The following is a 24906-nucleotide window of genomic DNA, read 5'->3' on the forward strand; positions in this document are numbered from 1 at the left end:
CCACCGGAGAATGACATGGCTGGATACGGCGATAACGACGGCTTCACGGCTTACGCTACGGCGGCCGGCTATGTCTTCCCCGTGGGTGCGACCGATGCCCAGAAGACCGCAGCGCGCCAGCGCGGTTCTCTGGTGATCGATCGGTACGAACCGAAATTCAGCGGCCGGCGCACAGGTGGCTTTGCCCAGGAGCGAGCATGGCCCCGCACCGGTGCGTCGACCTATTACGGTGAGGCGATCCCGCCGACCGAAATCCCGGTTGCGATCGTCAACGCCTCCTATGAGGCAGCTTTTCTCGAACTGACGAACCCGGGCAGTCTGTCCCCAGTCGTCACTGGCACCTCGACAGTGAAGCGTGAAAAGGTCGGACAGCTTGAGGTCGAATATGCGACGTCCTCGTCGACTGACATCGACGATATGGTCGCGCTCGCAACACCGGTTGTCACCACGATCGAAGGGCTGCTCTGGCCGTTCCTCACGCCGTGCTGGCCTGGGGCGTTGGTCGTCTGATGGCAAACCCGCTCTATGCGCGTCTCCAGGCTACAGCGCAGCGCCTCATTGCCAAGTTTGGCCAGTCCGGCGTCGTCACTCGCGTCACTCCACCGGACACAGTCTTGGGCGGTGAACCGGTCCTGACGCCGTACCCTGCCACGCTCGTCCCGATGGCCTACGAGGCCCGCTACATCGACGGCACCGCGATCAAGACTGGCGACATGCAGATCTACATCTCGTCCGTCGGCCTGGCGATCGATCCGACCGTCGGCGACGTCGTCACCGCCAACGGTTCCGACTACGCCATCGTGAATGGCGACCCGAATAAATATGACGGCGTGACCGCTGTCGTCTTCATCGTCCAAGGAAGGATCGCAGCATGAAAATCCGCTTCGTGAAGGCCTACACGCATTTCGAGGTTGGCGACATCGTCGACGAGACCGAAGTCGGTTCGTCGTTCGCCACGGGCCTGGTCAATCTCGGTATTGCCGAGCAGATGCCCGAGGAGAAGGTCGCCAAGAAGGCCGAGAAGGCCGGCGCAGCCGATTAATGGCATCGCTCCGCCAACAGCTCGAGGCGCTCGTCGACGAGCTTTCTCCCAACATGGAAAAGGCGTTCCGCGAGGCGATCGACGATATCAAGTCCGAGATCGTGCTGAAGGAAGTTGTCGAGCGGTTGGAGCGGCATGATATCGAAGGCGCGATCGCCGCGCTCCATATCGATCCAGCGGCTTTCCGCCCGTTGAATGAGGCGATACGGCAAGCTTTTGATGCCGGCGGGTTCCTGGTTGGCAAGAACATGCCCCGCCTGTCCGATCCGGTGGGCGGGCGCATCGTGTTTCGGTGGGACGTTCAGAACCAGCGCGCCGAGCAGATCATCCGCGAGGCGTCGTCGAAACTGATCACCCATGTCACCGAAGACACGAAGCAGATGGCTCGAGAGCGCATCGAGGCGGGATATGCCAAGGGGCAGGGGCCAAACACGATCGCGCTTGATATAGCTGGCCGCCTCAATCGCGTAACCGGCCGCCGCGAGGGCGGTCTGGTCGGGCTGACGTCTCAGCTTGCTCGCACCGTCGAGAATGCGCGCGCTGCGCTCCTCGCTGGCGATACTGAGGGCATGCGGCACTACCTGACGCTGACGCGCCGCGATAAGCGCTTCGACCGACAGGTGATGAAGGCCATCCGCGAGGGGGGCCTGCCGATCGTGACGGTTCTCCCGCGTGAACCTCTGCAGGCAAGATCGGAGACGGGCGAAATCATCGAGTTTGCGCAGCCGCCAAAAGTGCCCCCCGTAATGGACACCGTCCGTGAGCCGGTGATGCGCGCCGTTCCGAGGATGAGGATGGTCAGGAAGTCGATACAGCGCCCTGTCGAGGTGCCTCGCACCGGCCGTCGTCAGCACTTCGGCCTGATCGCGCAGGAGGTGCAAAAGGCTCTGCAAGGTGTGGACTTCGGCGGCCATGTTATCGATGACTTGTCCGACCCCGACAGCCTTCAGTCTCTGCGCTATGAGCAGTTCGTGCCCATCCTAATCAAGGCCGTACAGGAACTCAACGCTCGGGTAAAGGAATTGGAAAATGCTTAGGCCGCGACAGGTGAGCCCCGTGAATTCATTCAAGTCTGATGCAGGCACCGGAATCTATCGGACCGCGTCTGACCATCGAACGATGGGGCCAATCGACGACGAATATGTTCGAGAACTGCAGGCCTTAATCCGCTCCCTTGGCGCTACTCCGCGGCCACCCTCAGTGCCGGGCGAATGATTGACGCGATATAAGCGCGCGAGTTTCTGCAATCGGCCTGCTTGCGCGTCTCAACGTCACGAAGCCATTCGTCAGTCGATAGCATCTCTACCGGGATGTAAGGGAAAAAGCGCTCTGCTTGCAGCTTGATCACAACGTCCGGTCGGTACTGCTCTTCAAGGTCGAGCAGGAAATCTGGGCAATGGACAGCGAGAGTTTCAGCGAATATCTCGGTGAGAAAGGGTAGGGGCTCCATAAGAAAGCTGTCGTGGAGAATTAACGCGCGGCCGGTACCGCTTTGGCAGGTGAAATGCTGAATGAAGCCTTCGTTCGCGACGTCTCCATGAAATTGCCTGACTGATTGCGGGCTGCGCACCTGAACTCTTGGCAGGCGCCGTAATGGCAAATTCACAAGCGAAGCAAGGTCACCTTGCGACGGCGCGACCGCGACCTTCCGATCGATCGATTTCAGGCCCTCTAGCTCATCATCCCAGCCGAAATAACAGAATGCCTCTTCAAGGTAGACTAGGGCTCCCGTCACACTCCAGTGGCTCTCGTCGACATCGTAGTGTCGGTACTGGCAAGTGTGGTCGCACAGGATGTTGTGGTTGAAAAATGTCGACGCTGACCATTCGGTGTTTGCCAGGAAGAGATTTGCCGGCGTCTTACCGTGCATCTCGTAGACCTCGGGCGACGGCAAATAGTCTCGGCACGCCGTCTCTTTGTTTGGCGCTATCAAATGGATGTAACGGCCCGCGCGGGCTTTTGCTCGTTCATCAGCGGCTTTGTGTGACGAGGCAATCGAAACAAACCGTTCGTGAGTCATGAACGGTATCCCTGTTGTCTGCAGCTGCACGTTATTAGTGTCGTTGTCGAGAAAGAGATGACCCTTTCTTCCCCGCAGCACTTTCGTCATCACCCAAACTCCCGTCTCCTTGACGGGATGTAACCCTAAGTCGCATTTCAAGTCCATATGTCGGGTGAGGCGGTAATGCCCTCGTAAGGCTAGCGGCGAGCTGGCGCCCGGCAACCTCATTCGGGGAACTCTTACTCTTCCCGTCGCTCTCGAGTTCGCATTGAGGGTTGATTTGTGGTTCCGCGGTGCGGAACACTTGTAAGTGGCGCGTCTGTGAATTCGAACGCTCAGACGGGGCCTCTTCTCTTATTCGTAGGAAGAAGGGGCTTTTGCGTTTCAGAGCGCCTTCGTCACAACCTGCGTCGCGACCGCGACCGGTAGACCCGCCACGGCAACGATGGTGGCTTAAAGCAACGCGGCTCTTTGCATTTGTTTCTCTGCGACGAGTGTCCAGATGGCAACTGTGAAGGCTGCCAACGCGGTCACGCTCATTAGCGCAGCATGCCATTTGCCTAGGCGGGTCGCGAAGTAGCGCCTGTATCTGATAAGCCCCCAGGCATCCGAGCAATGTCGCCGCGATGCCGGATCCCAGGCGATGAACAATAGAACGCCGATGCCTTGAAGAGCTCGGCCTATCAGCAAAAGAGTTTCCGGGTGCAACGCGCGCTCCTATTGGTCGTCTGCTTCGCCTTATAGGCGATCGGTTGGCGCAGACTCCACTGCCTTTCGCCAAAACACTCACCAAGGATATGAACATGAACCGACGCATCAACGCGGCGGGCCTTGCGCTCGTCAAACAGTGGGAAGGCCTGACGTTGTAACCTCCCTGCGTACTTTGAAGATCTCTCAGTGTTTGCCTACTTGCACGGCCTTGGATCGGGCCACTTTCGTGCGAAGATGGCTGGCCAGACATTGGTGATCGGAATGCTATGGGTCGAATCTAGGAGCAGGATTACCTCTTCTTCAATCGCTCTGCTTGCCACCTCGTACTCGAATAGAAGCCTCTGGTCCGGCTGTTCTAGCTCTCGTAGTTCTTCCAACCGTCCGGCTGCGAGTGCGTAGGCCTCGAAAAGGTCATTCAGCTCCGCCGAACAGATCCCTGCTTCAAGCGCGTTTCGAAACTTCGGCAGTCTTACCCGCAGACGCCGACGTCCTAGTTCCCTGAGTTTCTGCATTTTTCTCTCCCTCTGAGTGGAGGCTAAGATGGTGCCACCAAGGATGAGTTAAGCCGAACATTCAATTGCGAGAGATCTCGCCATTAGGCCAACAAGGCAAAGTCATGATTGCAAGCATCAATGCGGCGCTGGCGCCCCACGTAACTAAAGCGCCCTGGTAACGATCTGCGTTGCGATCGCGACAAGTAGACCCGCCAAGGCGATGGCGGTTCCAAATCTCGCTGTATTCATCCGGCGCCATCGCACACGATCAAATTTGATGGATTTGCGCATCAGCACTTCATTGAACCAGTCGCGGACCGACGCACTCGATGAGCTGAATGGCGTCGTCTTCCATCCCTTGGCACAGTTCATCGTACTGGGCGATCAAATCTCTCCGGATTCTCCGCGCGCGCAACTCGTCACGTTTGACCACTGCGAGACCGTAGTTTTCCAGGAGCTCGCGCAAAAGGGCAAGTTTAAGATGGGCCAATTGCCGCCGATGATTTGGCAGTCGGGCCATCATTCGAGCCCGACCGATCCGTTCGTAATCCATCTTCCACCTCTGCCCCAGTCGTCGCGACGTGATCGCCGCGACGAAAGTTTGGCGTTTCCAACCCTAATTTAGCAAAAAGGTTCCAACCATGAATGAACGACGTATCAACGCGGCGGGCCTTGCGCTCGTCAAGCAATGGGAAGGCCTGAAGACGAAGGCCTATCAAGACGTGGCCGACGTCTGGACGATTGGTTATGGCCACACCAGCGCAGCCGGCGCGCCAGTGGTGAAGCCGAATATGGTGATCACCGAGGCGGGAGCGGAAGAGATCTTGCGCACAGATCTTGCCACGTTCGAGGAGCGGGTATCGCGCCTGGTTAAGGTGCCGCTCACCGACAACCAGTTCGCAGTGCTTGTCTCCTTCGATTTCAACACCGGGGGGCTCGGCAAGTCGACGCTGCTGAAAAAGTTGAATTTCGGTGACTATGACGCCGTGCCGCTTGAGCTGATGAAATGGGTCAACGCCGGCGGCAAGCGGGTCAAGGGTCTGGTCAATCGGCGAGCAGCCGAAGCTGGGCTCTGGGCCAAGGGCGAGTTCGTTTCCAGCAACACCGTTCCGGCCGCACCGAAGACGCCGGAGGTTGTGACAAAGGAAAATGTCAGCTGGGCGGCCGGCATTCTCTCGACGATCGCCTTTGCCTTCACCGGCAATGGGCCGCTGCAGTGGGCGCTTGCCGGGATCCTCGTTGTCGCCTTCGCGATCGGCGCGTTTCTCTTTATCCGCAAGCGGCTCGATCCGGCATGATCGCCTGGCCGAAGATCCTGGGCGGCGTGCTCGTGCTCGCCGCCACCACCTGGACCGTCCTCGAGCTGCGCGCGGACGGCGCTCGCTCCGTCACCAATGCAATCGAAAGGCAGAACAATGCGGCGGCTAATTCAGCGGGCGATGCTCGCACTGGTTATGACCTATGTATCGCTCGGAGCGGCGTGTGGGACTTCGGCGCCAGCAAATGTCGATGGCCTGCGGCGGGTCGTCGACACTGACCTGGTCGGCGCGCGAGGGGCGACGCCGGCGGATCAGCGGAAGATAGACCGGACCGTCGTCGGCCTATGCGCCGGCGGCGTCTGGACGAAAGGCGAATGTATAAGGCACGGGGAAGCGCGTTAATGCCGCAGAAATATACGTCTTTGATCGAATTGCTCAATGCTTGGTTCGGTGGCGCGGCGACCACCCTGATCGCCGTGCTCGCCGGCCGTCTCATGTGGCACACGAACGAGGTGCGGAAGATGCGACGGAAGTTTTTCGGCAAGGAGCTTCTATGGGAAATGCCGATCGCGGTCGGCATGGCCTTTATTGGTGAAGGACTGGCTACCTGGCTTGGGCTTGGTCAGCCAATGGCTACAGGTATGATCGCCGCGCTTGCATACCTTGGGCCGCGCGGGTCCGAAGTGCTGTTCATGCGCTGGTTTGGGGCGAATGTGGAAAAGGGCTAACCGTTGATGGTTATCAGGGGGCGCTAGCTTTGGTCAGCTGAGTTTGTTTTGCGATAGAAGCAGACGCAATGCAGCCTGCGCTTCAAGAAATACTTCTGATTCCTTGGAAATGCCGGCTTCATGCAACTCAGCGCACAGTTTAATACCGGCGTGAAACGGATCAGAGCCGCCTTGCCCGTCGGTTGAGCAATCGTCAATTACACAGAATAGCCTACCATTATAGCTTGGAGCACGAGCATTCCGGAGGTCACCAGCGAGCGCTCCGTACACGCCAGCGAAAGTCTGGCCGGCTCGCTGTGGCATTTTTTGCGGCAGCAAGAGGGCGTCTTGATAGCCGGCCGCTACCCGCCAGATCGAAATACCGTCGCCAATGAGTTTCCCTGGCTCAGTTATTGAGGTCTTCAGACGATCTTTATTGACGTGCATCGGTGTGTATGCAGCCCGAGCGATCATCTCGTCATTCTGGATCACCCCAGGGGATACATCGGGCGATACGCTGTTTTGCTCCAGCGGACAGCCGGCAGTGGCACACGACATGAGCTATCCGCAGATGATCGCCAAAAGACGTGGATTGTTCAGATGTGCACTAAGCTTCCGATAATCGAGTATCGGGATAACCCATGCAGGGAGTGCCCCTTGCTTTAGATCCGCATGAGCGCCGCCAATCTTGCCCGAATCAAAAACGGTAATTGTGAAGGACTCGTCATTTGTTGCGTTCGCCCAATGAAGTGCAGCAGTGCCATCATCGATGTCAATCTCAGCAGTCGGCTCAGTCGCGCCAGCAGGTAGTATCGAGGCAAGCGTCTGCATTGCACGAATGGTCTTGTCGCTTGGCGCGCGGCTGCCTTCCCCCGCCCAGCCGTCTGAGAGGCGCCCGAGGTCACGAATAATTCTGCTGAGGGGGCTGCTCCAGCGGGGTACGGGTACGATCCGTACAGCGTGAGCAAAAGAAGTGCTCGTATTCTCAGTTATCAAGGTCGGTCGCACGCGCTTCATAACGGAGAAAGCTCGGTAATGGGCGCTTACAACGGAACGAAGCACCCAATCGCGTTCATCAGCAATCACCGATGCGTCGTCGTCGGCCGTAGGCAATAGAGTGCCAATGCGTTCGGCCCTTGGATAAACGACGCCGACCGCTTCGTCATCGAAAACTTCAACATTCTGGCTGAGCAGCGACTCGGCGATGTGCCCCTCCAACGCGCGCGAATCTAGCATCCGTACCGCATATTTGGTCACATCAACCCTCCAACCCGATGGCTTGCTGCAGGTCTTTATTCAACAAGTCGATAAGCAGCGATTTGTTCTTCTTGTGCAAGTCGAACATTTCTTCATTAATTATTGCTAACTTCGACTTGGCGAGAGATTCAATCGTATCATCCGTATCCATCGAGCGAACCTGCTTATGCTCGATAGCTATTAGATATTGCTCATCAGCTTCGTTTACAACGCTACCGGTAAGATTGAGATTCTGCAATGTCTTGTCGTTAGGGCCACCCTTGCTGAACCAGCCAGTGTTACAGTGCCAAAGGGGACCGTTCTTCAGGAGCGCCGGAGCGATAAGCTCTGTGCTATTGAAAAATTCAGCAACGTCGTAGTCTCTACTGGCTGTGAAAGCGTCCTTAACAACAAGCTCGATCGAGAGCAGCTTGTTGTTCTTAGCGGCCGCCAACGGCACGGAATCCAGTGCGCTGATCATGTACCCGAGGGCTGCGCTCCATACCTTTTCCCATCGCGTATAGAGCGAACACTCAACACGTATCTCGTTTTTCGCGATTTCCATCGACCATGTCGGTTCGCCATTGGGTCTCAGGAACGCAAACTGGATGCCTGGCGCGTTTATGATCCCGTTGGGGGTATTGATTGGCGCTTCAACGGCGCCTGTTGCAGGTAGTCCGTCACGCCAAGCGTCGTGCCCTGCCTGAATCGCCATTATGGTTTGGGCCGAAAACGCCGATTTAAACGCGACAGCGAAACTTACTCGCTCTATGGAATGATCTTCGTTGATCGGCATAAAGCCCTTGATCTGACGATTAATTTCCATGCCGCCTCGGTGAGTTATCTGAACTTCAATTCCCAAAGATGCCCTTTCATATAACGCAAAAATTGAAAGGGCAATGTGGCGATCAGTCCACCAATCTTAAACAAAGCGATGGACTTCTTTAAGTGAATGGGGACCGCGCTCACTCCACCGGCCTAACAGGCTGCTTCGCAAGTTCTTCGGCGAACTGACTTTACTGCGGATCGCCTATTCGAAGGCTGGCCCATCCCATCGTGCCGCTTACAGTGCCCCCAGGGTGTCTGCCATCTGAACGATCTTGAGCTTGTCGTCGGGCAGGGGCCGCTGCAGGGCATAGGCTTCTGACCAGGGAGCGGTCAGCCAAGCTTGCACTTCGTCCTTTGACGTCAGGAGCACGGGCATCGCCTTTTGATGCACGGGAGCAACGATGCCGTTGGGTTCCGTCGTCAGGAAGGCGAAAAGATCGATCGTGACGAGCCCATCCTTGACCTTGCGAACACTGGTCCAATCCTTGACCCAGATGCCGGCGAAGAACATCAAAGTGTCGTCGCCGGTGCTGGTGAACCAGGCGTTCGGAGTGCGTCCACCTTCAACCTTGCTCGCAGGGTCCGGTTCGGCGAAACGGGTTACGGGTACGACACAGCGGTTCCCGACTTCCAACCAGCGCTTCCAGTGCTTGCTGGAGGTGTTGCGAACGTTCGTGGTGCCACCGTCGGGCTCCATTTTCAGGAGTTCGTCAAAGTCGACGTCTTTGCTCTTGGCACGAAGTTTATCGGCGCGCTTTGTGGCAGCGTCGAATTGTGCCTTGCTCGACGAAGGCATGCCCCAGCGCACCATCGCGAGTTCGCGGCGGTCCTCATTGTTGCGAATGATCGGCGCTAAGCGATCGGGGTAGACGTCAACCGACGGCTCGAGGTTGCCGACCAGATCATTTGTAATCGAAACGAAATCACGGATGGCCTGCTGGTTCGTGGTCAAATTATAGAGATTGCACATCGTCCTTGCTCACCTTCAGTAGAAGTCGTCTTTCCATACTGGTCTGGGAACCATCTTGATCCTCACCAGCTTCCGGATCTGGAGCTTTCCAGTGTCAGCGCCCCGTGGCAACTCGAATTCTGCCTGCAAATACTCCTTGCGTTTGCACACCTCGCACCGAAAGTGGGGCACGATCTCGTCGATCGGCACGTCACCGCAGAGCTTTAGCAAGTCTCGACAGCGGTATCGGCGCATGATGCGACAATACATGCACTCGATCTTGACGATCTGGCCGGTCTCCTCGGCCTTGGTCAAAGTATGCATGCGCTGCCAGCGGGTTAGGCCATTTTGTTCCGGCATGGCGTCAACCTAACAGCTGAGGCTTTCATTGGCTGCAGAGGACGGTTCGCTGCGCGGGCGCCACCCGCGTGTAAAGCCGAGGCTCATCGAAATTTCGGCCAAGGCGAGTTGTTCTCGCAGATGTCGGCAGTCGGCGAGCAGGGTGCGGACAGTGGCTTCCGCGTCACCATTGTGCCAGGCGAGGGCCGCGTCGAATTCGTCAAAGGTTTGGTCGGCGTCTTCGATCGATGTTGGTTGCTGAGCGGCGGACATGGCTTTTCCTTGTCCGGGGTGCCTTCCCGGAGCGTTCGTCTATTCGGTTTTAGGTTGGCGGCCGCATCGCCGGTGGAATTAGGATCTCTTGCCCGGAGGCCACTCGATCTTGTGTTCGAAGCAGTACCAATTGGGCGGTGCACTGCCGTGGGCAAAGCCGAGGCTTCCCCACTTGCCGCAGCCTAGGTGCTCGCAGAGGTGCTCGACTATGCCGCCTTCAGGCTTTTTGCTGGCGCCAGCATCATCGCTCATTCTGTAGGCCTTCCCAAGGGGTGTGTTCTACAAATGTTCTCATTGGGACTTAGAGTCAACACCAAGATTTGCTGGTTAAGGCCATACAGCTCAATTAACAACTTATGCGCTAAGTTCCGCTAAGCAGAGCATGTAGCTCGAGCGTGGGGGCATCTCTTTGAAGAATCGGTATTCATTGACGGCAAAAGGGCTTTTTCCTGAGACGCTGCCACCATGCTTTATATCAAGCGATATTCAACGCGCTATGAGAGGAATCGTTAAAGACGTCGATGAACGGCAGTCCCGCCGTCGGCCCGCGGATTACATTCGCTATAGCGGCACGAAGCATGACGGAGGGCGGCGATTTTACGGAACTCCCCACCCCATAGCCCATCACTATGTATCCACATTTATTCACAAGCACTGGCGGAAATTTGAGCGACACTACGCGTCGTCAACGTTCTCGGTTAGTGCGCCGAAATTGCTCGCGCCTGAAGCAGATCGCGCGATTCAAATAACGTCTTTGTCCGAGGTTGCAGCAATTGCGCAGAAGCGCCTAAGATATGCACCTTTTTTGTTGAAAACGGACATCTCGCAGTTTTTCCCTAGCATATATACGCATTCTATTCCTTGGGCCGCACATGGCATTGAAGAGTCAAAGCGGGACATGTCTCCGCTCTCGAAAGACCTTCCCTTTAATCAACTCGACTTTTTTGTTCGCAATTGCCAGCTCGCGCAAACCCGCGGCGTTTTGGTTGGTCCAGATGCATTCCGATTGGTCGCCGAGTTTGTGTCGACCAGCATTGATAATGCCCTGCAGGATGCGGTTCAGGGTGTCATTGTAGGCGCGGCAAGGCATGTCGATGATTACTATATTGGATTGAAAAGCGAAGCTGACGCTCTGGTTGTATTGTCGCGATTGCGCGAAGTACTTCAGCGCTACGAACTGCAGATAAATGATACAAAGACTAGAATATATAGCAGCTTAGATCCAATAAACGACATATGGGCTCAAGATCTGAAGCTGTCAATGCCGGAAAAATGGGGGTTTAGCAGTGAAGATCTAGTTTTTCATATCGATAAGTCATTGCAGCTGTCATCAGAATTGAAAACGTCAAGCCCCGTTAAAATTGCACTTAGAAATATTGATAAATTAAAAGTGTATAAAAGTGGGAAGTGGGATGATGTAGAGTCGTATTTGCAAAGAATTTGTTATCACTATCCACATTGTATCGACTATGTATGCCTTCTTGTAGTTAAAAGGTTCGCCATTGACGAGGAAATAGATGTGGACGGTTGGGGGGAGACCTGTTCATATTTACTCGATCGCCACTTAGCGTTCAATCACCATCATGAGGTTCTGTGGTTGACGTGGCTGATGTTGGCTTGCGGTCTTCCATTGAGCGAAGCGAGAGTTGCTTCTCTTTGCCGGTCCCAAAACGGGCACATTTTGTCGTTGCTGGCTTTCGCTTTTACCCAGGGGCATATCGACAAGCGACCGCCGATTAGATTTACGACTCGGCTGCCGACCTCAGATGCAAGCTGGCTTCTTAATCTCGTGGCGAGAGCGAACAATTTCACTCGTGCATCATTTAGCGGGGATTTTTCGAGTGAATTTGAACACCTCGCGGACCGCAATGTAGAGTTGATCAATATAGAGAGTTACGTCAGCTCAATGGAAGATGCATCGAGCGCGATCAGTCGCACCCGTTATGGCTACGATGAAGATGAGGATGACAGCCAGCACACAAATGACGAAGATTTTCCTGACTGGATGTTCGGAGTAGATCAGAATGATTTTTAGAGATCCTAATCTGCCGAGGCAAATTCGATGGGCTCATGAATTCATGCAGCACCTTGCTCTGGGGATGCGCATTATATCCGCGGTCATGGAGCAGTTCTGGCGTATGCCCTGCAGCACGCGGAGAGAAGAACAGCGTGCGGTGAGCGCACGAAAGGTGTGGCAGGGTGTGGCAGCGCCCTTTGATTCTCAAAAGATATTATTTTAGGGAAGTGTGGCAGTCTTCGGCCGCAAGTAGTTGATATTACTTAATTCAGCCACTCCGGGCGAGGCCTCCAAAATTCCACATAACGAATTGATTTCGCGACGAAATTCATCGTCACGGGATGCCAGGATTTCCACATTGGCATGGCGATTCCTTGCCGTTTTCCCCTTCTGTATCTTCCTCCACAGCCAACTGAAGATCACCGATTCCGTCGCATTTGATCCGGGCCACGCTCTTCCGTGCCGGGCCTCCAGGGCCTTTGACCACGAAAGCACTTAAGCCAGCAACACTTGATGATCGTCGTCTATGCAGTAGGGGGCGTGGTTACGTCTCGTTTTGGTAGGGCTCGGTCAGTGTCGCTTCATGCAGAGACTGGCTGAACGGAAAACCTATAAGCGCCGCACTGGCCATGCGATCGGCGACTATACATTCACAATAGAAGCCGGGAGTTCCGAGCCTCTCGCAGTATGCCCGCGGGCTGTCGAGCAGATGGACCCCGCTATCAGAGCCGCGAATTAGGATTGCGGTGGAGCCGTTCTTGTTTGCGCCCATTGGCGGAATCACGGCAAGTCCCGGCTCTGCCCACCATAATACGGGGGCTAAGAGAAGGATTATGAGCGTGGCCCAGCGCGCTAAAGTAATCACGGTTGCTCCAGGTCGTTGCTCGCCTGGGTTTAATCATTCGGAGTAACGGCATCAATGTGCACGCGCGGAAGTAGTTAATTTCGCATACTTCAAGTCGGCATAGAGCAATCTCGCCGGCCTCATAAGCTGGAGTGTGTCGCAACCCACGCTTTCTTGGGCGTTGGGAGAATGTCAACGTACCGAAGCCTCGGCACTGATTTCTCGGCTTCGCCAACCGTCGCCTGTCAGGGCGGACGGCAGCAGTGGTGCCGCGCGGTGTCGTTATCATCTAGCGCATACTTGCCGCATGGTTCCGCTGCTGCCTTGAACGCGTCAGTCATTCCGCCGGAATGAATTTCAGTGTTCCCGCGAGCCTTGGTCCGCTCAAATCCTTGGTGTCCAGTGGGTGATTGATGCCGTCGTTGACGGGCAGTTCTACGAAATCGAATGGGCTGACGCCCTGGAGGCATGCGGCGTTGACGCCGTAGAAGTCCGGGTTCGCGCGCGGTTTGTGGAACGTATAGATCCCGCATTTCGAGCAGAAGTAATGTTCTGCGGCCTTTGTATTGAACTGGTATTTGGTGAGAGCCTCGCCTCCGGAAAGAACCGTGATCCCGTCCTTGGCGGCGGAGACGGCAACCGCACCCTTCAGCTGACAATAGGAGCAGGTGCAGCGGCGAGCGGTATGAAGACCGTTTTTCAGTTTTACATTGAAACGAACCGTTCCGCAGTGGCAGGCTCCGTCGAGGTCCTGAACGTCGAGATTCATGCAACCATCCATCTGATTTTGAAGCACATTTGCACGTCTTCAATATGGGGCGGATTGCGCATGCTCAAGCGTATTCGTACGCTGAGGCATTCTTGAGGATGATCTTGCCATCCGGGTGGCTCTGCGCGTCGGCCACCTCGGCCAGGCGCGTTGCGCGTCGCAATGTCTGTGAAGCCCGCGAGCTTCCACACCACATGCCACCGTCCCATCGGCGCGACGGTCGACGACTTGCGGTGGAGGCTATCTGCGAAGAGAAAGCGCTTGATTGAGCATCGGGCGCCCACTCCACGCTGAGGGTGGGCCCAATGCATGGCTTGGGCAATCATGGCGCGGGGCTCTATGGTCTCAAATTGCCGGTGCAGCAAATTTCAGCCGTTGCTAGCCTAGCCCCACCTGAGCAACCAGTAATCTGGAGGTGGTGACAACGCGACGCGCTGCCGCCGATCAGAAATCAGCCGCTCGTTGCCGCATTGGGAAAATGCGCGGCCTGCTCAATTCTCCTGAACGGAAACGCCGCCCTCGCCAATCTTGATCTCGACACCGGCAGGTTTCGTTTCCTCACGATAAGCATAGACGCCGAGCCCGATGACGGCGACAGCGAGCACGGCGATGACGAGATAGAGGCTATTACGGTTCATTCAGCAGTTCCTCACTTGGTTACGCGAATGGGTAACTAGGCTGCCATCGTCGAAAGGCAACGGTGCGATCGTCGGGTGCGTTGGGCTCAAGGGATCCATGGCTCTGACGAAGATCAGATTCGGTTTCCGTGCGTAGGCAGCGTATCCCTTTTCCCTAGCACCCTTTGTGCCTGACGCGCTGACCCGCGCCCTCGGTGGGCGAGTGACAATCGCTGCAAGTGCGATGCATGATTGAGCCGCCGACTCATTCTAATTTGCTCCTCATGCCGCGACGTCACTCATCTGTGGGCTATCGCCTTTGCAGGCATGCCCGGCTTCGCGGGCTGCCAAGATTCGGGGCACACCTGGCGCAGCAGTGGCGATGTCAGCCTGTTCCTTATTCTCCGCCGATGTCAGTTATTCTTCATGGGTGATCCGACGTGCGCGCGTGCGCTTCACGCGTTTGCGCCGCGAATAGGCATGCGCGGATCTGGCTTGCCGGCGACCTGCCCCGAAATGGTGATTCTGCCCGTATTGTCAGTGCAAAGATTATTGTCTCTAGACGACATCAGGAATGAATATTCCAGCGATGCGACCCGTATAGGTAGCGTCAAACAAAACCGACAATGGAGGAAATGACATAAAATGAAATGTAAGATCGCCCTGACTGCTCTTGCCATATTTGCCGCAACGACGGCCACCGCAAGCGCCGAGGATCTCGTCTTTCAGCTGAAGAACAAGACGAAAGCCGTTCTGACGAACTTCTATACCTCGCCGGTTGGCGTCGATCAGTGGGAAGACGATGTCTTCGGGCGGCAGGTGCTTAATCCGGGCGAGAGCATGGAAATTACCATCGCCGACGGACGCGATGTCTGCAAATACGACATGCGCTTCGAATTCGAGGAAGGCTCCGGTCTCGACACGACCGAAGACATGCAGGACCTCTGTGAGTTGGGCGAGTACTCCATTCACGAATGAAAATTATCGAGCGCGTAAAACGCTCAACCTGACCACTTACGTCTCGCTACCTCTTGGGTGGCGAGACGTTCAAGCACAAGAAGGCCTGTCCAGCAGAAAGACAGCCATCATCATCTGGCTTAGTGATAGCGACGGATCAAGCCAACGAGCTTGCCCTGTATCTTGACGCGGTCCGGGCCGAAGATGCGCGTCTCGTAGGCCGGATTGGCCGCCTCGAGTGCAATCGATGCGCCTTTGCGCCGGAAGCGCTTCAACGTCGCTTCCTCGTCATCGACAAGTGCGACGATGATGTCGCCGGGGTTTGCCGTCGTGGCATTGCGGATGATCACCGTGTCGCCGTCGAAGATGCCGGCCTCGATCATCGAATCACCCTTCACTTCAAGGGCGTAGTGCTCGCCGCTGCCGATCATATCGAGCGGCACGGTAATATCGTGCGTGTTGTTCTGTATTGCCGAGATCGGTACGCCGGCGGCAATGCGGCCCATGACCGGAACCGAGACGGAGCTGTTGTCTGCCACCGGCGGCGCTTTTGCGGTAACCGGGGCAGGGGCGGGAGGTTTGCCGAGACTTCCCTCGATGACGCTTGGTGAAAACCCGCGACGCGGCTGAGCGCTTCCCGCGTAAGCTTCCGGCAGCTTGATGACCTCAAGCGCCCGGGCGCGGTTGGGAAGGCGTCGAATGAAACCGCGTTCCTCGAGCGCCGTAATCAGCCGGTGAATGCCCGACTTCGATGCCAGGTCGAGTGCATCCTTCATCTCGTCGAAGGACGGCGGAACACCGGACTCCTTCATGCGTTCGTGGATGAAAAGAAGCAATTCCTGTTGCTTGCGGGTCAGCATGGCAAGTCGCTCCAGAGGCGTGAAACAAATCAAGAACAGACACTATCTGTTCCATATGTGTTCCGCAAGTGCCTAAAATTCCGTGAATGTTGTATCAATCGTGCGCCTATCCGCTGCCTCGATGCTGGGTATGCCATGCGGAGCTGCCATGCCTCGCGCTTTTTACCGAATGAGGATGCAATGAAAACGCTGATTCGGATCCTGTCGACGATCGTTATCGCAGCGACCGCCGTCCTCGGGTTTCGCTGGTATCAATATGTCGACAACAGGCAGAGCCCGTTCGATGAAGTCGGCATCGCATTGAATGCGATGATGCCGGGGCCGGTCCGCCAGTGGGGTTGTGACCGGTTAAAGTTCACCTTTGGCAAAGGATTGCCACCACGAGGGTGTGCCACGAGCGATGGTAAAGAATGGAAGTAGCGCCGAGATAAGCGGTTGGGACAGCGGGCATGTCGAGGAGAGGGCGTTTCAAGCCGGCTGCGTTGCCGAACAGGCGTCCTCGAACTCCTTCACGGTCTCGGCAGAGTTGTCCTCCGGCAGCACGGCATCTGCCGCGTCGGTCGCCACCGGCGTGTCGCCTTGGTAGACGAATGACTGGATATAATAGGCGATCGAGCCTTTCCAGACATTCCGACCGTCGATCTGCTGGCAGGGGATGGCCGATTCGAAGTCCGTTTGCAGGTCGTCGACCGTGGCCGCGCTAAGGGCGATGTGGGGCGATGCGATAATCGAGGCGATAAGCAAGGCTGCAAGCACGATGGACGTCCGCTAGGTCAGAAGTGGTGCCGATAGATTGGTTAACGATGTGAACCGTGCTTTCGTTCCGGAGTCCAGCAAGCAGGCCGCGTACCCATGCCGTGTTCAACAGTTCTTTGCGAAAGGCGACGATCGCTCTTCAAGCTGTGGCAGCGAAGACACGAAGATTGTTTGGAAGAGCGAGTGTTTCGGGGCGTTTGTTGCTTCTCCGGCATCGGCCCCGAGCGGCATGGCTGGCGGCAGATCGGCCTTGGGGGTCGCGACGGGAGACGACTGGCAAGCGCCGCCGGCAGTGTTTCCTGTGTCTGCGGGAAGGTTCACGCGCCGGTCGGGTGTGCTGCGGAGCCGGCATCATTGCTGGTTTCTTGTCGCGGGACCAGTCGCCCTTGATGTGCGGAGACGTGCACATCCGGTCCGACTGGCCACTGATAAAACCTAAAGGCGTATTTGATTTTCGAGGTTGGAGCGGCTGCCTTACTTTTTGTCTTTCTTGCCCAAAGAGAAGCTGCTGCCTGCAAGCTTCACCTGGGAGCCTTCTGGCGTAACGGCGGCCTTGACGGTCTTGTCCTTCTTGGGCTTTCTAACCTCGCGGTTGCTTCGCACTTGACCTTTTGCCATGTTCGTCTCCTTGGAAAGGCGTGCCGGGGAGCCCATGTGGGCGCCGAATGACCGGCGGACTAGCGTGCATTGATACGGCCGGAAGTCAATGACGGCGCTCGGTGTGCATTGGTTCGGGCGGGCGCCATGGCCTGAAATGAAGTCAATGCTCCGCTGGCGTGATTATAACACCGACTCTGTTATTTGCCGCGCCCCTGAGAGGCTGTCGTGGGCCCAATCACGGCGGCGACCTCGGTGATCTTGTTGGCCGGAAATCCGCCTCGTTCGGCATGTTCGCGAATAACGTCGGCGCTTGGCGCCTCGTGGACGCAGTAGATCTTGTCGCCGGCGACATAGCTGGTGATCCATGTGTAGGGGACGCCGAGATCTGCAACGACTGCGTTGGATTTCGCCGACAGCGCGCAGAGGTCGTCCTGACTAAGCTTGTCGGCTCCGGGTACTTCGCGCTCTATGATGAAGGTGGGCATCGCTCAGTTCCTCAACTGTTGGATGACTACATATGAAGGCGCCCTAATGAAGCGGGAGTCAACGTTTTCGGTTGCCATAAGCTGTTTCACGGCGAATTCGCCGAATGTATCCCGATCCGGTCGAAAGCCGCGTTCCGGCCAGATTTGAAGCAAGCCGCATCAAACGGCCAGAGGATTCACAACCCTCGTCCTATCGAGATTGCTGTGCTGCCGGATCGTGTTTGATAGTCCCAGCGCGACGCTTTCGCACCTTGGCCCAAGAATTGGCGGTCGCACGGACGAGCTGTCGCTCTCCGTGACAAAAAAAGAACGCGCCTCAGTAGCTGAGGCGGAAGCCGCCGGGGCTGGCTGCCGATGGATCTGGTTCCGGCGAAGGCCCTTGCCATTGGGCGTAGGTCGTGTTGGCGTCGCCAGTGCTTGCGCAGCCCGACAGCGTCAGAACAGCAAAAAAAGCGGCTGTCGTCAGATATTTAAGAGGCATGGTTTTCTCCAGTTGTGGGAGATTGCCCAGGCCTCGAAGGGCCGGAATCAGACTTTCACCCAATTCCTTCGGGATGGCAAGCGGACCTGGCGCCCGCCTTCCAAATGCGTGCCTGAATACCAGCGCGACGGCAGCACGTGCGCGCCAAAGGGGCAATCGGAAACCGCTCGAACATTCGCGGTTTCGATCGAGCTCGACGTCGAATGGCAAGAAATGAGACAGTGGATGGCGGAGGAGGTGGGATTCGAACCCACGGTACGCTTTCACGCACGCCGGTTTTCAAGACCGGTGCCTTAAACCGCTCGGCCACTCCTCCGGGCACGGCGTTATTGCGCGAAGGCTTGTTACTTTGCAAGATTTAACATGCGTCGGCGGCAAGATTTTCTGAGCGCGTGAGCTTGTCCATCCGTCTTGGTAACCATTCGTAAACCATAACCGGAGATTTCGGGCGCTCGGCTGTTCGCCGGTTCGCATTTTTGCCTTGTTGCTGTCATGATTAATCGACTGTTCCGTTTCGGGACGCCGAGATTTCCGCTTGGGGGCAAGAGTGGAAGGTTTCGAGTACGGCTTGTTCGAATGATGTTGTGGGACAGATGACATCCAGTAAAAATGCGGCATATCTGATCAAGGGACTGCGCCTTGCGGCGGTTCCCGTGCTTTGCGCAACGCTTGCGGCGTGCGGATCGACGTCCAGTATCAAGAAGAGCAAGCCGAGGAGCAAAGAATACTTTGCTGAGTCGGTTTATGGCGTGAAGGCGAGCCCCCGTGTCGCCACCGGCAAGAACATCCCGAAGGGCGGTGGCCGGTTCCAGGTCGGTAAAGCCTATCAGGTCAAGGGCAAATGGTATCAGCCGAAGGAAGATTTCGGCTACAACAAGACCGGTGTCGCGTCCTGGTATGGTTCGGCTTTCCATGGTCGCCTGACCGCCAATGGCGAGGTCTACGACAAGCTCCATCTTTCGGCGGCCCATCCGACATTCCCGTTGCCGAGCTATGCGCGTGTCACCAACACCGAAAACGGCACCTCCGTCATCGTTCGGGTGAATGATCGCGGCCCCTATGAATATGGCCGGATCATCGACGTATCCTCGAAGACGGCGGATCTGCTCGACATCAAGCAGAAGGGCAGTGCCAAGGTTCGGGTGCAATATGTCGGTCGCGCACCGCTCGAAGGCAACGACATGCCCTACCTCATGGCGTCCTATGTCAAGAAGGGCGACCGTAGCCCGGGCGTCATGCCGGAAGGCCAGATTGCAACAGGCGTGATGGTTGCCTCGAATGAGCCCATGCGCAATCAGCTCGGAACGCTCACCATTCCGTCCAAATCGTCTCTTGATGAAAGCAGCCCGGTGACGGCCCTTGCGGCACCCGTTCCGCAGTTTTCCGCACCGCAGTCGCTGGAAGAATTCGTGATGCTGCCGGAGATCGGGCCGATCCCGCGCGAGCGGCCGGAATACATTCCGATGCCGGACGGCAATATGGCCTATGCGGCCGCTTACGTGGAAGTGCGGGTGAGCGATGCCAAATCGCCGTTTGAAGCGATCATGGTCGAGACCAATCCGCTTACACCCGAATCCATCGTTGCCCATGCCAAGCGTGAAGGCAGAACCGGCTCGATCCGGTAGATCGGGACGTTGTGCCATTCTGACGACGCTGCTATGCCCAATGGGAAGCCGGAGTTTCCCATGCGCTTGAAGATGCTTTCGGTCGTGTTTGGTTGCGCGGCATTGCTTGCGGGGGCTGCCGCGGCTCAGACGCCACCGGTGGCGTTCGACACCAAGGCCAAACAGATCCTGTTGGTGGATGCGGAAACCGGCACCGTCCTGTTCTCCCGCGCCGAGAACGACCCCGTTCCACCCGCCTCGCTTGCGAAGTTGATGACGATGGAAGTCGTCGCCGAGGCGATCGCCAAGGGTGAACTGTCGGCCGAAACTGTCTTCGAGGTTTCGGAACACGCCTGGCGCACCGGCGGCGCACCGTCCGGCACTTCGACGATGTTCGCGGCGTTGAAGTCACGCATCCGCGTGGCCGATCTGCTGCAAGGGGTGGCCGTTCAGCTTGCCAATGATGCCTGCATCATCCTTGGCGAGGGGATGGCCGGCAGTGAGGCTGCCTTTGCCGAAAAGATGACGGCCCGTGCCCGCGTGCTCGGTATGCCGATCGCCACCTTCCGCAACGCAACCGGTCTACCGGATCCGCAGAACCAGATCACCATGAGCGAACTGGTGGCTTTGACCCGTCATCTGCACGAGGCGCACCCCGATCTCTATCGGCTCTACGCGCAGCCTGAGTTCGAGTGGAACAAGATCCTTCAACGCAACAAGAACCCGTTGATTGCGGCCAATGTCGGGGTCGACGGGGTGGCGACGGGGTTTGCGGAAGGCTACGGCTTTTCGCTGGCGGCCTCGATGCAGCGCGGCGATCGCCGTGTCTACCTCGCGATGGGCGGCCTTGAGACCGATAAGGAACGCACCGAGGAAAGCCGAAAGGTGCTCGATTGGGCAATGACGGCGTTTGAAAAGCGGCGGATCTTTGCCGATGGCGAAGCGATCGGTGAAGCCAGCATCTACGGTGGCGCCGCCCCGCATGTGGCGCTTGTCGCCGGCGGGCCGGTCGACGTGCTGCTGCCGGTCAACAACTCGGAACGCCTGACGGCCCGCGTCGTCTACAAGTGGCCGCTGCGCGCTCCCGTCGAAGCGGGGGCCGAAGTCGGCGTCGTGCGACTTTGGAACGGCGAAAAACTGTTGCGCGAGGTGCCCGTCAAGACCGCCGAGGCTGTTGGCCAGGGCACCTTGGCAAGCCGCGCTCTCGACGCACTCCAGGAACTGCTCTTCTTCTGGCTGTAACAAAACCGATCCCAGTGGTTTCATCGTTTGGGCCAATCGGCTAAACAGGGCAAAATTGCATGCCGATATAGGAAAGCACCGTGCCGCTGGCAAAAGGTCTGTTTGTAACATTCGAGGGCGGGGAAGGGGCTGGCAAGTCGACCCAATTGCGCCTGCTCGCCGAATCGCTGCGTTCGCTGGGCCATGAAGTGCTGACAACGCGCGAGCCGGGCGGATCTGTCGGGGCCGAGGCGGTGCGTCACGTGTTGCTTTCGGGGGCTGCCGAAGCCTTTGGCGTGCGGATGGAGGCCATCCTGTTTGCTGCGGCGCGCAGCGATCATGTCGAAGAGGTCATCCGCCCCGCGCTTTCCAGGGGAACGATCGTGCTTTGCGACCGCTTCATGGATTCGTCGCGCGTCTACCAGGGCATCACCGGCAATCTGGAGCCGGCCTTTGTCGAGACGCTTGAGCGGGTAGCGATCAACGGTGTCGTGCCTGATCGAACGGTTATCTTTGATCTGCCGGCGACGATCGGTCTCGACCGTGCCCAGCGCCGCGCCGGCGATGACAGCCCGGACCGGTTTGAAAAGGAAAAGCTGGAGACGCACGAAAAGCGCCGCGAGGCTTTCCTCGATATCGCAAAGTCCGATCCGGACAGATGCCGCATCATCGACGCCACGCAATCCGCCGAGGCGATTGCCGCCGAGGTGCTTGGTCTCCTTGAAAACCTGCTCGCAGACGCCGACATGTCCGAGCCTACATTCACAGGGTCCGCACCATGACGACGGAGACGCCCGGTGTGCTCGAAGGGGCGATTGCCCCGGTCCAGAACGACCGGCTGTTTGGCCATGAGCAGGCGGAAGCGTTTCTGGCGCAGAGCTACCGATCGGGCAAGGGGCACCATGCCATCCTGATCGAAGGACCGGAGGGGATCGGTAAGGCAACGCTTGCGTTTCGCTTCGCCAGCCATATCCTCAATCACCCGGATCCGGCGACCGCGCCTGAAAGTCTTGGGGATCCCGACCCCGCTTCGATCGTCGGCCGGCAGCTGGCCTCGGGCGCATCGCATAATCTCCTCCATCTGACACGGCCGGTCGACGAGAAGACGGGTAGGGTGAAGGGCGCGATCACGGTTGACGAAGTGCGAAGGGCTGGCAAGTTCTTCGCTCAGACATCGGGCACCGGCAATTGGCGCATCGTCATCATAGACCCGGCCGATGATCTAAACCGCAACGCCGCCAACGCCATTCTGAAAATTCTCGAAGAGCCGCCGCGTCGGTCGTTGTTCCTGGTGCTGACGCATGCGCCAGGTAAGCTGCTGCCGACGATCCGTTCGCGTTGCCTGCCGCTACGGCTGAAACCGCTGGAGCCGCCGGCGCTGCGCCATGCGCTCGATCATCTTGGCTTTGATCTCCAGAGCGAGAATGCCGACCGCATTCTGGCCTCGGCCAACGGCAGCGTTGCGGAGGCGCTGAAGCTGATCAACTACGGTGGCCTTGAGATCGCCGCGACCTTTGAGGGGATCCTCCAAGGGCAGGGGCCGGCAGTTCGCAAGGACATGCACAAGCTTGCCGACGTTCTCTCGGCAAAGGACAGCGAAACGATTTTCGACTTCTTCACATCGCTGCTGACCGGGCGGCTCATGCGCGAGGCCCGCGATGCGGCGGTTGCCGGCGATATCATGCGCGCCGAACGCTTCGCCCGGCTTTCGGCCACGACCGGCGAACGTCTCACCGTCAGCGACGCCTATAATCTCGATCGCAAGCAGACCATTCTTTCGTTGCTGGATGACGTCAAGGCAGCATTATAGCTCGATCTCAAACTTCCACTTTCGTTTGATTGCCGCGACGAGATCGAGATCGTGATGATGGGCGAAAAGCAGCACGTGACCCAGCAGATCTGCAGCTTCGTCGGCCATGTCTGCCTGCAAATCGTCCTCTGACTTACCATGCCGTCTGCCGCGGCCGGTGCGCTTGTTCCAGGCCTGGGTCAGTTCGCCGATTTCCTCCTGCATCTTCAGGATAAACCAGTCGGCATCCCGCTCGATGCCGTTGTCCTCGGCGTAGCGGGCAGACGCTGCTTCAAATTGACGTTCAAGACGGCGCAGCATGGCGATTCCTTTATGTTTGTTTCTGTTTTGTTCTATTGTTTCGTTCGCGTCGGCACAAGCAGGCGTGGCGTCCGGCCATTGCTTTCCATGCGGGCTTTTCTCCCATCTCCCGGTTCCTTCCTTGCGGCGTATGCGCTAAGAGCGTCGGTAGCTTCATCCGAGATAGATTGAATCCGCCTATGAGAGACACGTCCCCCTTTTACATCACCACCGCGATTTCCTACCCGAACGGCAAGCCGCATATCGGCCACGCCTATGAGTTGATCGCCACGGATGCAATGGCGCGCTATCAGCGCCTGGACGGACGGGATGTCTTCTTTCTGACGGGCACGGACGAACACGGTCAGAAGATGCAGCAGACGGCGCGCCGCGAAGGGGTGACGCCACAGGAGCTTGCCGATCGGAACTCCTCGGAATTCCAGAAGATGGCGGTGCTCCTCAACGCATCGAATGACGATTTCATCCGCACTACCGAGAAGCGCCACCACGAGGCGTCGCAGGACATATGGGTCCGGATGGGGGAGGCGGGCGACCTCTACAAGGATTCCTATGCCGGCTGGTACTCGGTGCGTGACGAAGCCTACTACCAGGAGAACGAGACGGAGTTGCGCGCCGATGGCGTGCGCTATGGTCCGCAGGGCACGCCGGTCGAATGGGTCGAGGAGCAGAGCTATTTCTTCAAGCTGTCGGAATACCAGGACAAGCTGCTGAAGCTCTATGAAGATAACCCGGATTTCATCGGTCCGGCCGAGCGCCGCAACGAGGTGATCTCCTTCGTGAAATCAGGCCTCAAGGATCTGTCGGTTTCGCGCACCACCTTCGATTGGGGCATCAAGGTGCCGAACGATCCCAGCCACGTCATGTATGTCTGGGTCGACGCACTGACCAACTACATCACCGCGACCGGCTATCTCGACAACCCGCAGGGGCCGCGTGCGAAATTCTGGCCCGCGAACATTCATATCATCGGCAAGGATATCATCCGCTTCCACGCGGTCTATTGGCCCGCTTTCCTGATGTCGGCCGGCCTGCCGCTGCCCAAGCGCGTTTTCGCGCACGGCTTCCTGCTCAACAAGGGCGAGAAGATGTCGAAGTCGCTCGGCAACGTCGTCGATCCCTTCAACCTCGTCGAGCATTTCGGCCTCGACCAGATCCGCTACTTCTTCCTGCGCGAGGTTTCCTTCGGCCAGGACGGAAGCTACAGCGAGGAGGGGATCGCCACCCGCATCAACTCCGACCTGGCCAATGGCATCGGCAACCTGGCGAGCCGTTCGCTGTCGATGATCGTCAAGAACTGCGATGGCCAGATTCCGGTCTGCGGTGCGTTGACCGACGAAGACAAGGCGATGTTGGCGGCCGCCGACGCTCTGCTCGAGATTACCCGAGACGAAATGGGCAAGCAGATGATCCACCGCGCGCTTGCGGCAATCATTGCCGTGGTTTCGGAGACCGATCGTTACTTCGCCGGCCAGGAACCCTGGGCGTTGAAGAAGACCGATCCGGCGCGGATGGCAACCGTGCTCTATGTCACCGCAGAGGTTGTGCGCCAGATCGCCATCCTCCTGCAGCCGTTCATGCCGGAATCCTCCGGGAAGCTGCTCGATCTCGTGGCGGCCCCGGCCGACAAGCGCGATTTTGCGGCATTGGGCGAGGCGGGCCGCCTCGTCTCCGGCACGCCGCTCGAAGCGCCGAAGCCGGTCTTCCCGCGTTACGTCGCGCCGGAAGCGCAATAAGGCACGATCGGC

General features: G+C 57.6%; 31 protein-coding genes and 1 tRNA gene. 16 read left to right on the forward strand and 16 right to left on the reverse strand.

What is annotated here, in order from left to right; genetic code table 11:
* The first annotated feature begins 15 nt into the window (after window positions 1-15).
* From AC1Q80_RS07555 to AC1Q80_RS07570, 4 genes are read left to right on the forward strand one after another with little or no spacing between them, the layout of a single operon-like run.
* Window positions 16-510, forward strand: coding sequence for a DnaT-like ssDNA-binding protein (locus tag AC1Q80_RS07555; RefSeq protein ID WP_492360045.1), 495 nt, complete (start codon window positions 16-18; stop codon window positions 508-510).
* Window positions 510-875, forward strand: a complete 366-nt coding sequence (locus tag AC1Q80_RS07560) for a hypothetical protein (protein WP_492360046.1) — start codon at window positions 510-512, stop codon at window positions 873-875. Before AC1Q80_RS07555 ends, AC1Q80_RS07560 begins: the two co-directional genes overlap by 1 nt.
* Window positions 872-1042 (forward strand): hypothetical protein, encoded by a 171-nt coding sequence (locus AC1Q80_RS07565; protein WP_492360047.1) that lies wholly within the window; start codon window positions 872-874, stop codon window positions 1040-1042. Before AC1Q80_RS07560 ends, AC1Q80_RS07565 begins: the two co-directional genes overlap by 4 nt.
* Window positions 1042-2079: a head morphogenesis protein gene (locus AC1Q80_RS07570; protein ID WP_492360048.1), complete on the forward strand. Its 1038-nt coding sequence runs from the start codon at window positions 1042-1044 to the stop codon at window positions 2077-2079. Before AC1Q80_RS07565 ends, AC1Q80_RS07570 begins: the two co-directional genes overlap by 1 nt.
* Before the next feature lie 143 nt (window positions 2080-2222).
* Here AC1Q80_RS07570 and AC1Q80_RS07575 read toward each other — a convergent pair whose 3' ends face one another.
* The gene (locus AC1Q80_RS07575; RefSeq protein WP_492360049.1) at window positions 2223-3152 is read right to left on the reverse strand and encodes an alginate O-acetyltransferase AlgX-related protein; all 930 of its coding nucleotides are present in this window, start codon (window positions 3150-3152) and stop codon (window positions 2223-2225) included.
* 1374 nt (window positions 3153-4526) lie between these two features.
* On the opposite strand from AC1Q80_RS07575, the gene AC1Q80_RS07580 reads away from it, so the two are divergent.
* The 4 genes from AC1Q80_RS07580 (at window position 4527) to AC1Q80_RS07595 (ending at window position 6236) form a co-directional block, all read left to right on the forward strand.
* Window positions 4527-4874 (forward strand): hypothetical protein, encoded by a 348-nt coding sequence (locus tag AC1Q80_RS07580; RefSeq protein WP_492360050.1) that lies wholly within the window; start codon window positions 4527-4529, stop codon window positions 4872-4874.
* 16 nt (window positions 4875-4890) lie between these two features.
* Complete coding sequence (locus AC1Q80_RS07585) at window positions 4891-5547, forward strand: lysozyme (protein WP_492360051.1); 657 nt, start codon at window positions 4891-4893, stop codon at window positions 5545-5547.
* Window positions 5548-5664: 117 nt separating this feature from the next.
* Window positions 5665-5910: a hypothetical protein gene (locus AC1Q80_RS07590; protein ID WP_492360052.1), complete on the forward strand. Its 246-nt coding sequence runs from the start codon at window positions 5665-5667 to the stop codon at window positions 5908-5910.
* Window positions 5910-6236 carry a phage holin family protein gene (locus tag AC1Q80_RS07595; RefSeq protein WP_492360053.1) on the forward strand — a complete coding sequence of 109 codons (327 nt, stop codon included), beginning with the start codon at window positions 5910-5912 and terminating at the stop codon, window positions 6234-6236. Before AC1Q80_RS07590 ends, AC1Q80_RS07595 begins: the two co-directional genes overlap by 1 nt.
* A 33-nt stretch (window positions 6237-6269) precedes the next feature.
* Here the strand turns inward: AC1Q80_RS07595 and AC1Q80_RS07600 are convergent, their stop codons facing one another.
* The 6 genes from AC1Q80_RS07600 to AC1Q80_RS07625 form a co-directional block, all read right to left on the reverse strand.
* Window positions 6270-6773, reverse strand: coding sequence for a hypothetical protein (locus AC1Q80_RS07600; protein WP_492360054.1), 504 nt, complete (start codon window positions 6771-6773; stop codon window positions 6270-6272).
* A 3-nt stretch (window positions 6774-6776) separates the two neighbouring features.
* The gene (locus AC1Q80_RS07605; RefSeq protein ID WP_492360055.1) at window positions 6777-7472 is read right to left on the reverse strand and encodes a hypothetical protein; all 696 of its coding nucleotides are present in this window, start codon (window positions 7470-7472) and stop codon (window positions 6777-6779) included.
* 1 nt (window position 7473) lies between these two features.
* Complete coding sequence (locus tag AC1Q80_RS07610; protein WP_492360056.1) at window positions 7474-8277, reverse strand: TIGR04255 family protein; 804 nt, start codon at window positions 8275-8277, stop codon at window positions 7474-7476.
* Between the two features lie 237 nt (window positions 8278-8514).
* Window positions 8515-9249 (reverse strand): SOS response-associated peptidase, encoded by a 735-nt coding sequence (locus AC1Q80_RS07615; protein ID WP_492360057.1) that lies wholly within the window; start codon window positions 9247-9249, stop codon window positions 8515-8517.
* Between the two features lie 15 nt (window positions 9250-9264).
* Window positions 9265-9588 carry a hypothetical protein gene (locus tag AC1Q80_RS07620; protein WP_492360058.1) on the reverse strand — a complete coding sequence of 108 codons (324 nt, stop codon included), beginning with the start codon at window positions 9586-9588 and terminating at the stop codon, window positions 9265-9267.
* 9 nt (window positions 9589-9597) lie between these two features.
* Window positions 9598-9840, reverse strand: a complete 243-nt coding sequence (locus AC1Q80_RS07625) for a hypothetical protein (RefSeq protein ID WP_492360059.1) — start codon at window positions 9838-9840, stop codon at window positions 9598-9600.
* A gap of 409 nt (window positions 9841-10249) precedes the next feature.
* Here AC1Q80_RS07625 and AC1Q80_RS07630 point away from each other — a divergent pair, with 409 nt between their 5' ends.
* Window positions 10250-11875, forward strand: coding sequence for an RNA-directed DNA polymerase (locus tag AC1Q80_RS07630; protein ID WP_492360060.1), 1626 nt, complete (start codon window positions 10250-10252; stop codon window positions 11873-11875).
* Between the two features lie 1163 nt (window positions 11876-13038).
* Here AC1Q80_RS07630 and AC1Q80_RS07635 read toward each other — a convergent pair.
* Together AC1Q80_RS07635 and AC1Q80_RS07640 are read right to left on the reverse strand one after the other, a co-directional pair.
* Window positions 13039-13470 (reverse strand): GFA family protein, encoded by a 432-nt coding sequence (locus AC1Q80_RS07635; RefSeq protein ID WP_173419965.1) that lies wholly within the window; start codon window positions 13468-13470, stop codon window positions 13039-13041.
* 491 nt (window positions 13471-13961) lie between these two features.
* Window positions 13962-14108: a hypothetical protein gene (locus AC1Q80_RS07640; protein ID WP_173419966.1), complete on the reverse strand. Its 147-nt coding sequence runs from the start codon at window positions 14106-14108 to the stop codon at window positions 13962-13964.
* A 624-nt stretch (window positions 14109-14732) separates the two neighbouring features.
* Between AC1Q80_RS07640 and AC1Q80_RS07645 the strand changes: the two genes are divergently transcribed.
* Window positions 14733-15065, forward strand: coding sequence for a hypothetical protein (locus tag AC1Q80_RS07645; RefSeq protein WP_173419967.1), 333 nt, complete (start codon window positions 14733-14735; stop codon window positions 15063-15065).
* Window positions 15066-15184: 119 nt separating this feature from the next.
* On the opposite strand, the gene lexA is transcribed toward AC1Q80_RS07645, so the two are convergent.
* Window positions 15185-15904 carry a transcriptional repressor LexA gene (gene lexA / locus AC1Q80_RS07650; protein WP_173419968.1) on the reverse strand — a complete coding sequence of 240 codons (720 nt, stop codon included), beginning with the start codon at window positions 15902-15904 and terminating at the stop codon, window positions 15185-15187.
* Window positions 15905-16084: 180 nt separating this feature from the next.
* On the opposite strand from lexA, the gene AC1Q80_RS07655 reads away from it, so the two are divergent.
* Window positions 16085-16324 carry a hypothetical protein gene (locus AC1Q80_RS07655; protein ID WP_209792423.1) on the forward strand — a complete coding sequence of 80 codons (240 nt, stop codon included), beginning with the start codon at window positions 16085-16087 and terminating at the stop codon, window positions 16322-16324.
* Between the two features lie 48 nt (window positions 16325-16372).
* Here the strand turns inward: AC1Q80_RS07655 and AC1Q80_RS07660 are convergent, their stop codons facing one another.
* The 5 genes from AC1Q80_RS07660 to AC1Q80_RS07680 form a co-directional block, all read right to left on the reverse strand.
* Complete coding sequence (locus tag AC1Q80_RS07660) at window positions 16373-16660, reverse strand: hypothetical protein (RefSeq protein ID WP_173419970.1); 288 nt, start codon at window positions 16658-16660, stop codon at window positions 16373-16375.
* A gap of 474 nt (window positions 16661-17134) precedes the next feature.
* Window positions 17135-17278, reverse strand: coding sequence for a hypothetical protein (locus AC1Q80_RS07665; RefSeq protein ID WP_171986879.1), 144 nt, complete (start codon window positions 17276-17278; stop codon window positions 17135-17137).
* A 179-nt stretch (window positions 17279-17457) separates the two neighbouring features.
* Window positions 17458-17745 carry a DUF4242 domain-containing protein gene (locus AC1Q80_RS07670; protein ID WP_173419972.1) on the reverse strand — a complete coding sequence of 96 codons (288 nt, stop codon included), beginning with the start codon at window positions 17743-17745 and terminating at the stop codon, window positions 17458-17460.
* Between the two features lie 316 nt (window positions 17746-18061).
* Window positions 18062-18226, reverse strand: coding sequence for a hypothetical protein (locus tag AC1Q80_RS07675; protein ID WP_173419973.1), 165 nt, complete (start codon window positions 18224-18226; stop codon window positions 18062-18064).
* 226 nt (window positions 18227-18452) lie between these two features.
* Window positions 18453-18542, reverse strand: a tRNA-Ser gene (locus tag AC1Q80_RS07680).
* A 277-nt stretch (window positions 18543-18819) separates the two neighbouring features.
* Here AC1Q80_RS07680 and AC1Q80_RS07685 point away from each other — a divergent pair.
* The 4 genes from AC1Q80_RS07685 (at window position 18820) to AC1Q80_RS07700 (ending at window position 22861) form a co-directional block, all read left to right on the forward strand.
* Window positions 18820-19851, forward strand: coding sequence for a septal ring lytic transglycosylase RlpA family protein (locus tag AC1Q80_RS07685; protein WP_173419974.1), 1032 nt, complete (start codon window positions 18820-18822; stop codon window positions 19849-19851).
* Window positions 19852-19911: 60 nt separating this feature from the next.
* Window positions 19912-21072, forward strand: coding sequence for a D-alanyl-D-alanine carboxypeptidase family protein (locus tag AC1Q80_RS07690; RefSeq protein WP_492360061.1), 1161 nt, complete (start codon window positions 19912-19914; stop codon window positions 21070-21072).
* Window positions 21073-21152: 80 nt separating this feature from the next.
* Window positions 21153-21833 (forward strand): dTMP kinase, encoded by a 681-nt coding sequence (gene tmk, locus AC1Q80_RS07695; RefSeq protein ID WP_492360062.1) that lies wholly within the window; start codon window positions 21153-21155, stop codon window positions 21831-21833.
* Window positions 21830-22861 (forward strand): DNA polymerase III subunit delta', encoded by a 1032-nt coding sequence (locus AC1Q80_RS07700; protein WP_492360063.1) that lies wholly within the window; start codon window positions 21830-21832, stop codon window positions 22859-22861. The genes tmk and AC1Q80_RS07700 overlap by 4 nt, the downstream gene beginning before the upstream one ends.
* On the opposite strand, the gene AC1Q80_RS07705 is transcribed toward AC1Q80_RS07700, so the two are convergent.
* Window positions 22856-23161 carry a pyrophosphohydrolase domain-containing protein gene (locus AC1Q80_RS07705; protein ID WP_492360064.1) on the reverse strand — a complete coding sequence of 102 codons (306 nt, stop codon included), beginning with the start codon at window positions 23159-23161 and terminating at the stop codon, window positions 22856-22858. The two genes, AC1Q80_RS07700 and AC1Q80_RS07705, sit on opposite strands and share 6 nt — an antisense overlap.
* Window positions 23162-23340: 179 nt before the next feature.
* Between AC1Q80_RS07705 and metG the strand changes: the two genes are divergently transcribed.
* Window positions 23341-24894 carry a methionine--tRNA ligase gene (gene metG / locus AC1Q80_RS07710; RefSeq protein ID WP_492360065.1) on the forward strand — a complete coding sequence of 518 codons (1554 nt, stop codon included), beginning with the start codon at window positions 23341-23343 and terminating at the stop codon, window positions 24892-24894.
* Window positions 24895-24906 lie beyond the last annotated feature (12 nt).

It is taken from the genome of Ensifer sp. GW823-FHT05D09, from assembly GCF_058795755.1.

What these genes read in the sequence shown, in the direction of transcription:
- AC1Q80_RS07555 (WP_492360045.1), top strand. Translation starts at nt 16, where the DNA reads ATGGCTGGATACGGCGATAACGACGGCTTCACGGCTTACGCTACGGCG.
- AC1Q80_RS07560 (WP_492360046.1), top strand. Translation starts at nt 510, where the DNA reads ATGGCAAACCCGCTCTATGCGCGTCTCCAGGCTACAGCGCAGCGCCTC.
- AC1Q80_RS07565 (WP_492360047.1), top strand. Translation starts at nt 872, where the DNA reads ATGAAAATCCGCTTCGTGAAGGCCTACACGCATTTCGAGGTTGGCGAC.
- AC1Q80_RS07570 (WP_492360048.1), top strand. Translation starts at nt 1,042, where the DNA reads ATGGCATCGCTCCGCCAACAGCTCGAGGCGCTCGTCGACGAGCTTTCT.
- AC1Q80_RS07575 (WP_492360049.1), bottom strand. Translation starts at nt 3,152, where the DNA reads ATGACGAAAGTGCTGCGGGGAAGAAAGGGTCATCTCTTTCTCGACAAC.
- AC1Q80_RS07580 (WP_492360050.1), top strand. Translation starts at nt 4,527, where the DNA reads ATGGATTTGCGCATCAGCACTTCATTGAACCAGTCGCGGACCGACGCA.
- AC1Q80_RS07585 (WP_492360051.1), top strand. Translation starts at nt 4,891, where the DNA reads ATGAATGAACGACGTATCAACGCGGCGGGCCTTGCGCTCGTCAAGCAA.
- AC1Q80_RS07590 (WP_492360052.1), top strand. Translation starts at nt 5,665, where the DNA reads ATGCGGCGGCTAATTCAGCGGGCGATGCTCGCACTGGTTATGACCTAT.
- AC1Q80_RS07595 (WP_492360053.1), top strand. Translation starts at nt 5,910, where the DNA reads ATGCCGCAGAAATATACGTCTTTGATCGAATTGCTCAATGCTTGGTTC.
- AC1Q80_RS07600 (WP_492360054.1), bottom strand. Translation starts at nt 6,773, where the DNA reads ATGTCGTGTGCCACTGCCGGCTGTCCGCTGGAGCAAAACAGCGTATCG.
- AC1Q80_RS07610 (WP_492360056.1), bottom strand. Translation starts at nt 8,277, where the DNA reads ATGGAAATTAATCGTCAGATCAAGGGCTTTATGCCGATCAACGAAGAT.
- AC1Q80_RS07615 (WP_492360057.1), bottom strand. Translation starts at nt 9,249, where the DNA reads ATGTGCAATCTCTATAATTTGACCACGAACCAGCAGGCCATCCGTGAT.
- AC1Q80_RS07620 (WP_492360058.1), bottom strand. Translation starts at nt 9,588, where the DNA reads ATGCCGGAACAAAATGGCCTAACCCGCTGGCAGCGCATGCATACTTTG.
- AC1Q80_RS07625 (WP_492360059.1), bottom strand. Translation starts at nt 9,840, where the DNA reads ATGTCCGCCGCTCAGCAACCAACATCGATCGAAGACGCCGACCAAACC.
- AC1Q80_RS07635 (WP_173419965.1), bottom strand. Translation starts at nt 13,470, where the DNA reads ATGAATCTCGACGTTCAGGACCTCGACGGAGCCTGCCACTGCGGAACG.
- AC1Q80_RS07640 (WP_173419966.1), bottom strand. Translation starts at nt 14,108, where the DNA reads ATGAACCGTAATAGCCTCTATCTCGTCATCGCCGTGCTCGCTGTCGCC.
- AC1Q80_RS07645 (WP_173419967.1), top strand. Translation starts at nt 14,733, where the DNA reads ATGAAATGTAAGATCGCCCTGACTGCTCTTGCCATATTTGCCGCAACG.
- lexA (WP_173419968.1), bottom strand. Translation starts at nt 15,904, where the DNA reads ATGCTGACCCGCAAGCAACAGGAATTGCTTCTTTTCATCCACGAACGC.
- AC1Q80_RS07655 (WP_209792423.1), top strand. Translation starts at nt 16,085, where the DNA reads ATGAAAACGCTGATTCGGATCCTGTCGACGATCGTTATCGCAGCGACC.
- AC1Q80_RS07665 (WP_171986879.1), bottom strand. Translation starts at nt 17,278, where the DNA reads ATGGCAAAAGGTCAAGTGCGAAGCAACCGCGAGGTTAGAAAGCCCAAG.
- AC1Q80_RS07670 (WP_173419972.1), bottom strand. Translation starts at nt 17,745, where the DNA reads ATGCCCACCTTCATCATAGAGCGCGAAGTACCCGGAGCCGACAAGCTT.
- AC1Q80_RS07675 (WP_173419973.1), bottom strand. Translation starts at nt 18,226, where the DNA reads ATGCCTCTTAAATATCTGACGACAGCCGCTTTTTTTGCTGTTCTGACG.
- AC1Q80_RS07685 (WP_173419974.1), top strand. Translation starts at nt 18,820, where the DNA reads ATGACATCCAGTAAAAATGCGGCATATCTGATCAAGGGACTGCGCCTT.
- AC1Q80_RS07690 (WP_492360061.1), top strand. Translation starts at nt 19,912, where the DNA reads ATGCGCTTGAAGATGCTTTCGGTCGTGTTTGGTTGCGCGGCATTGCTT.
- AC1Q80_RS07700 (WP_492360063.1), top strand. Translation starts at nt 21,830, where the DNA reads ATGACGACGGAGACGCCCGGTGTGCTCGAAGGGGCGATTGCCCCGGTC.
- AC1Q80_RS07705 (WP_492360064.1), bottom strand. Translation starts at nt 23,161, where the DNA reads ATGCTGCGCCGTCTTGAACGTCAATTTGAAGCAGCGTCTGCCCGCTAC.
- metG (WP_492360065.1), top strand. Translation starts at nt 23,341, where the DNA reads ATGAGAGACACGTCCCCCTTTTACATCACCACCGCGATTTCCTACCCG.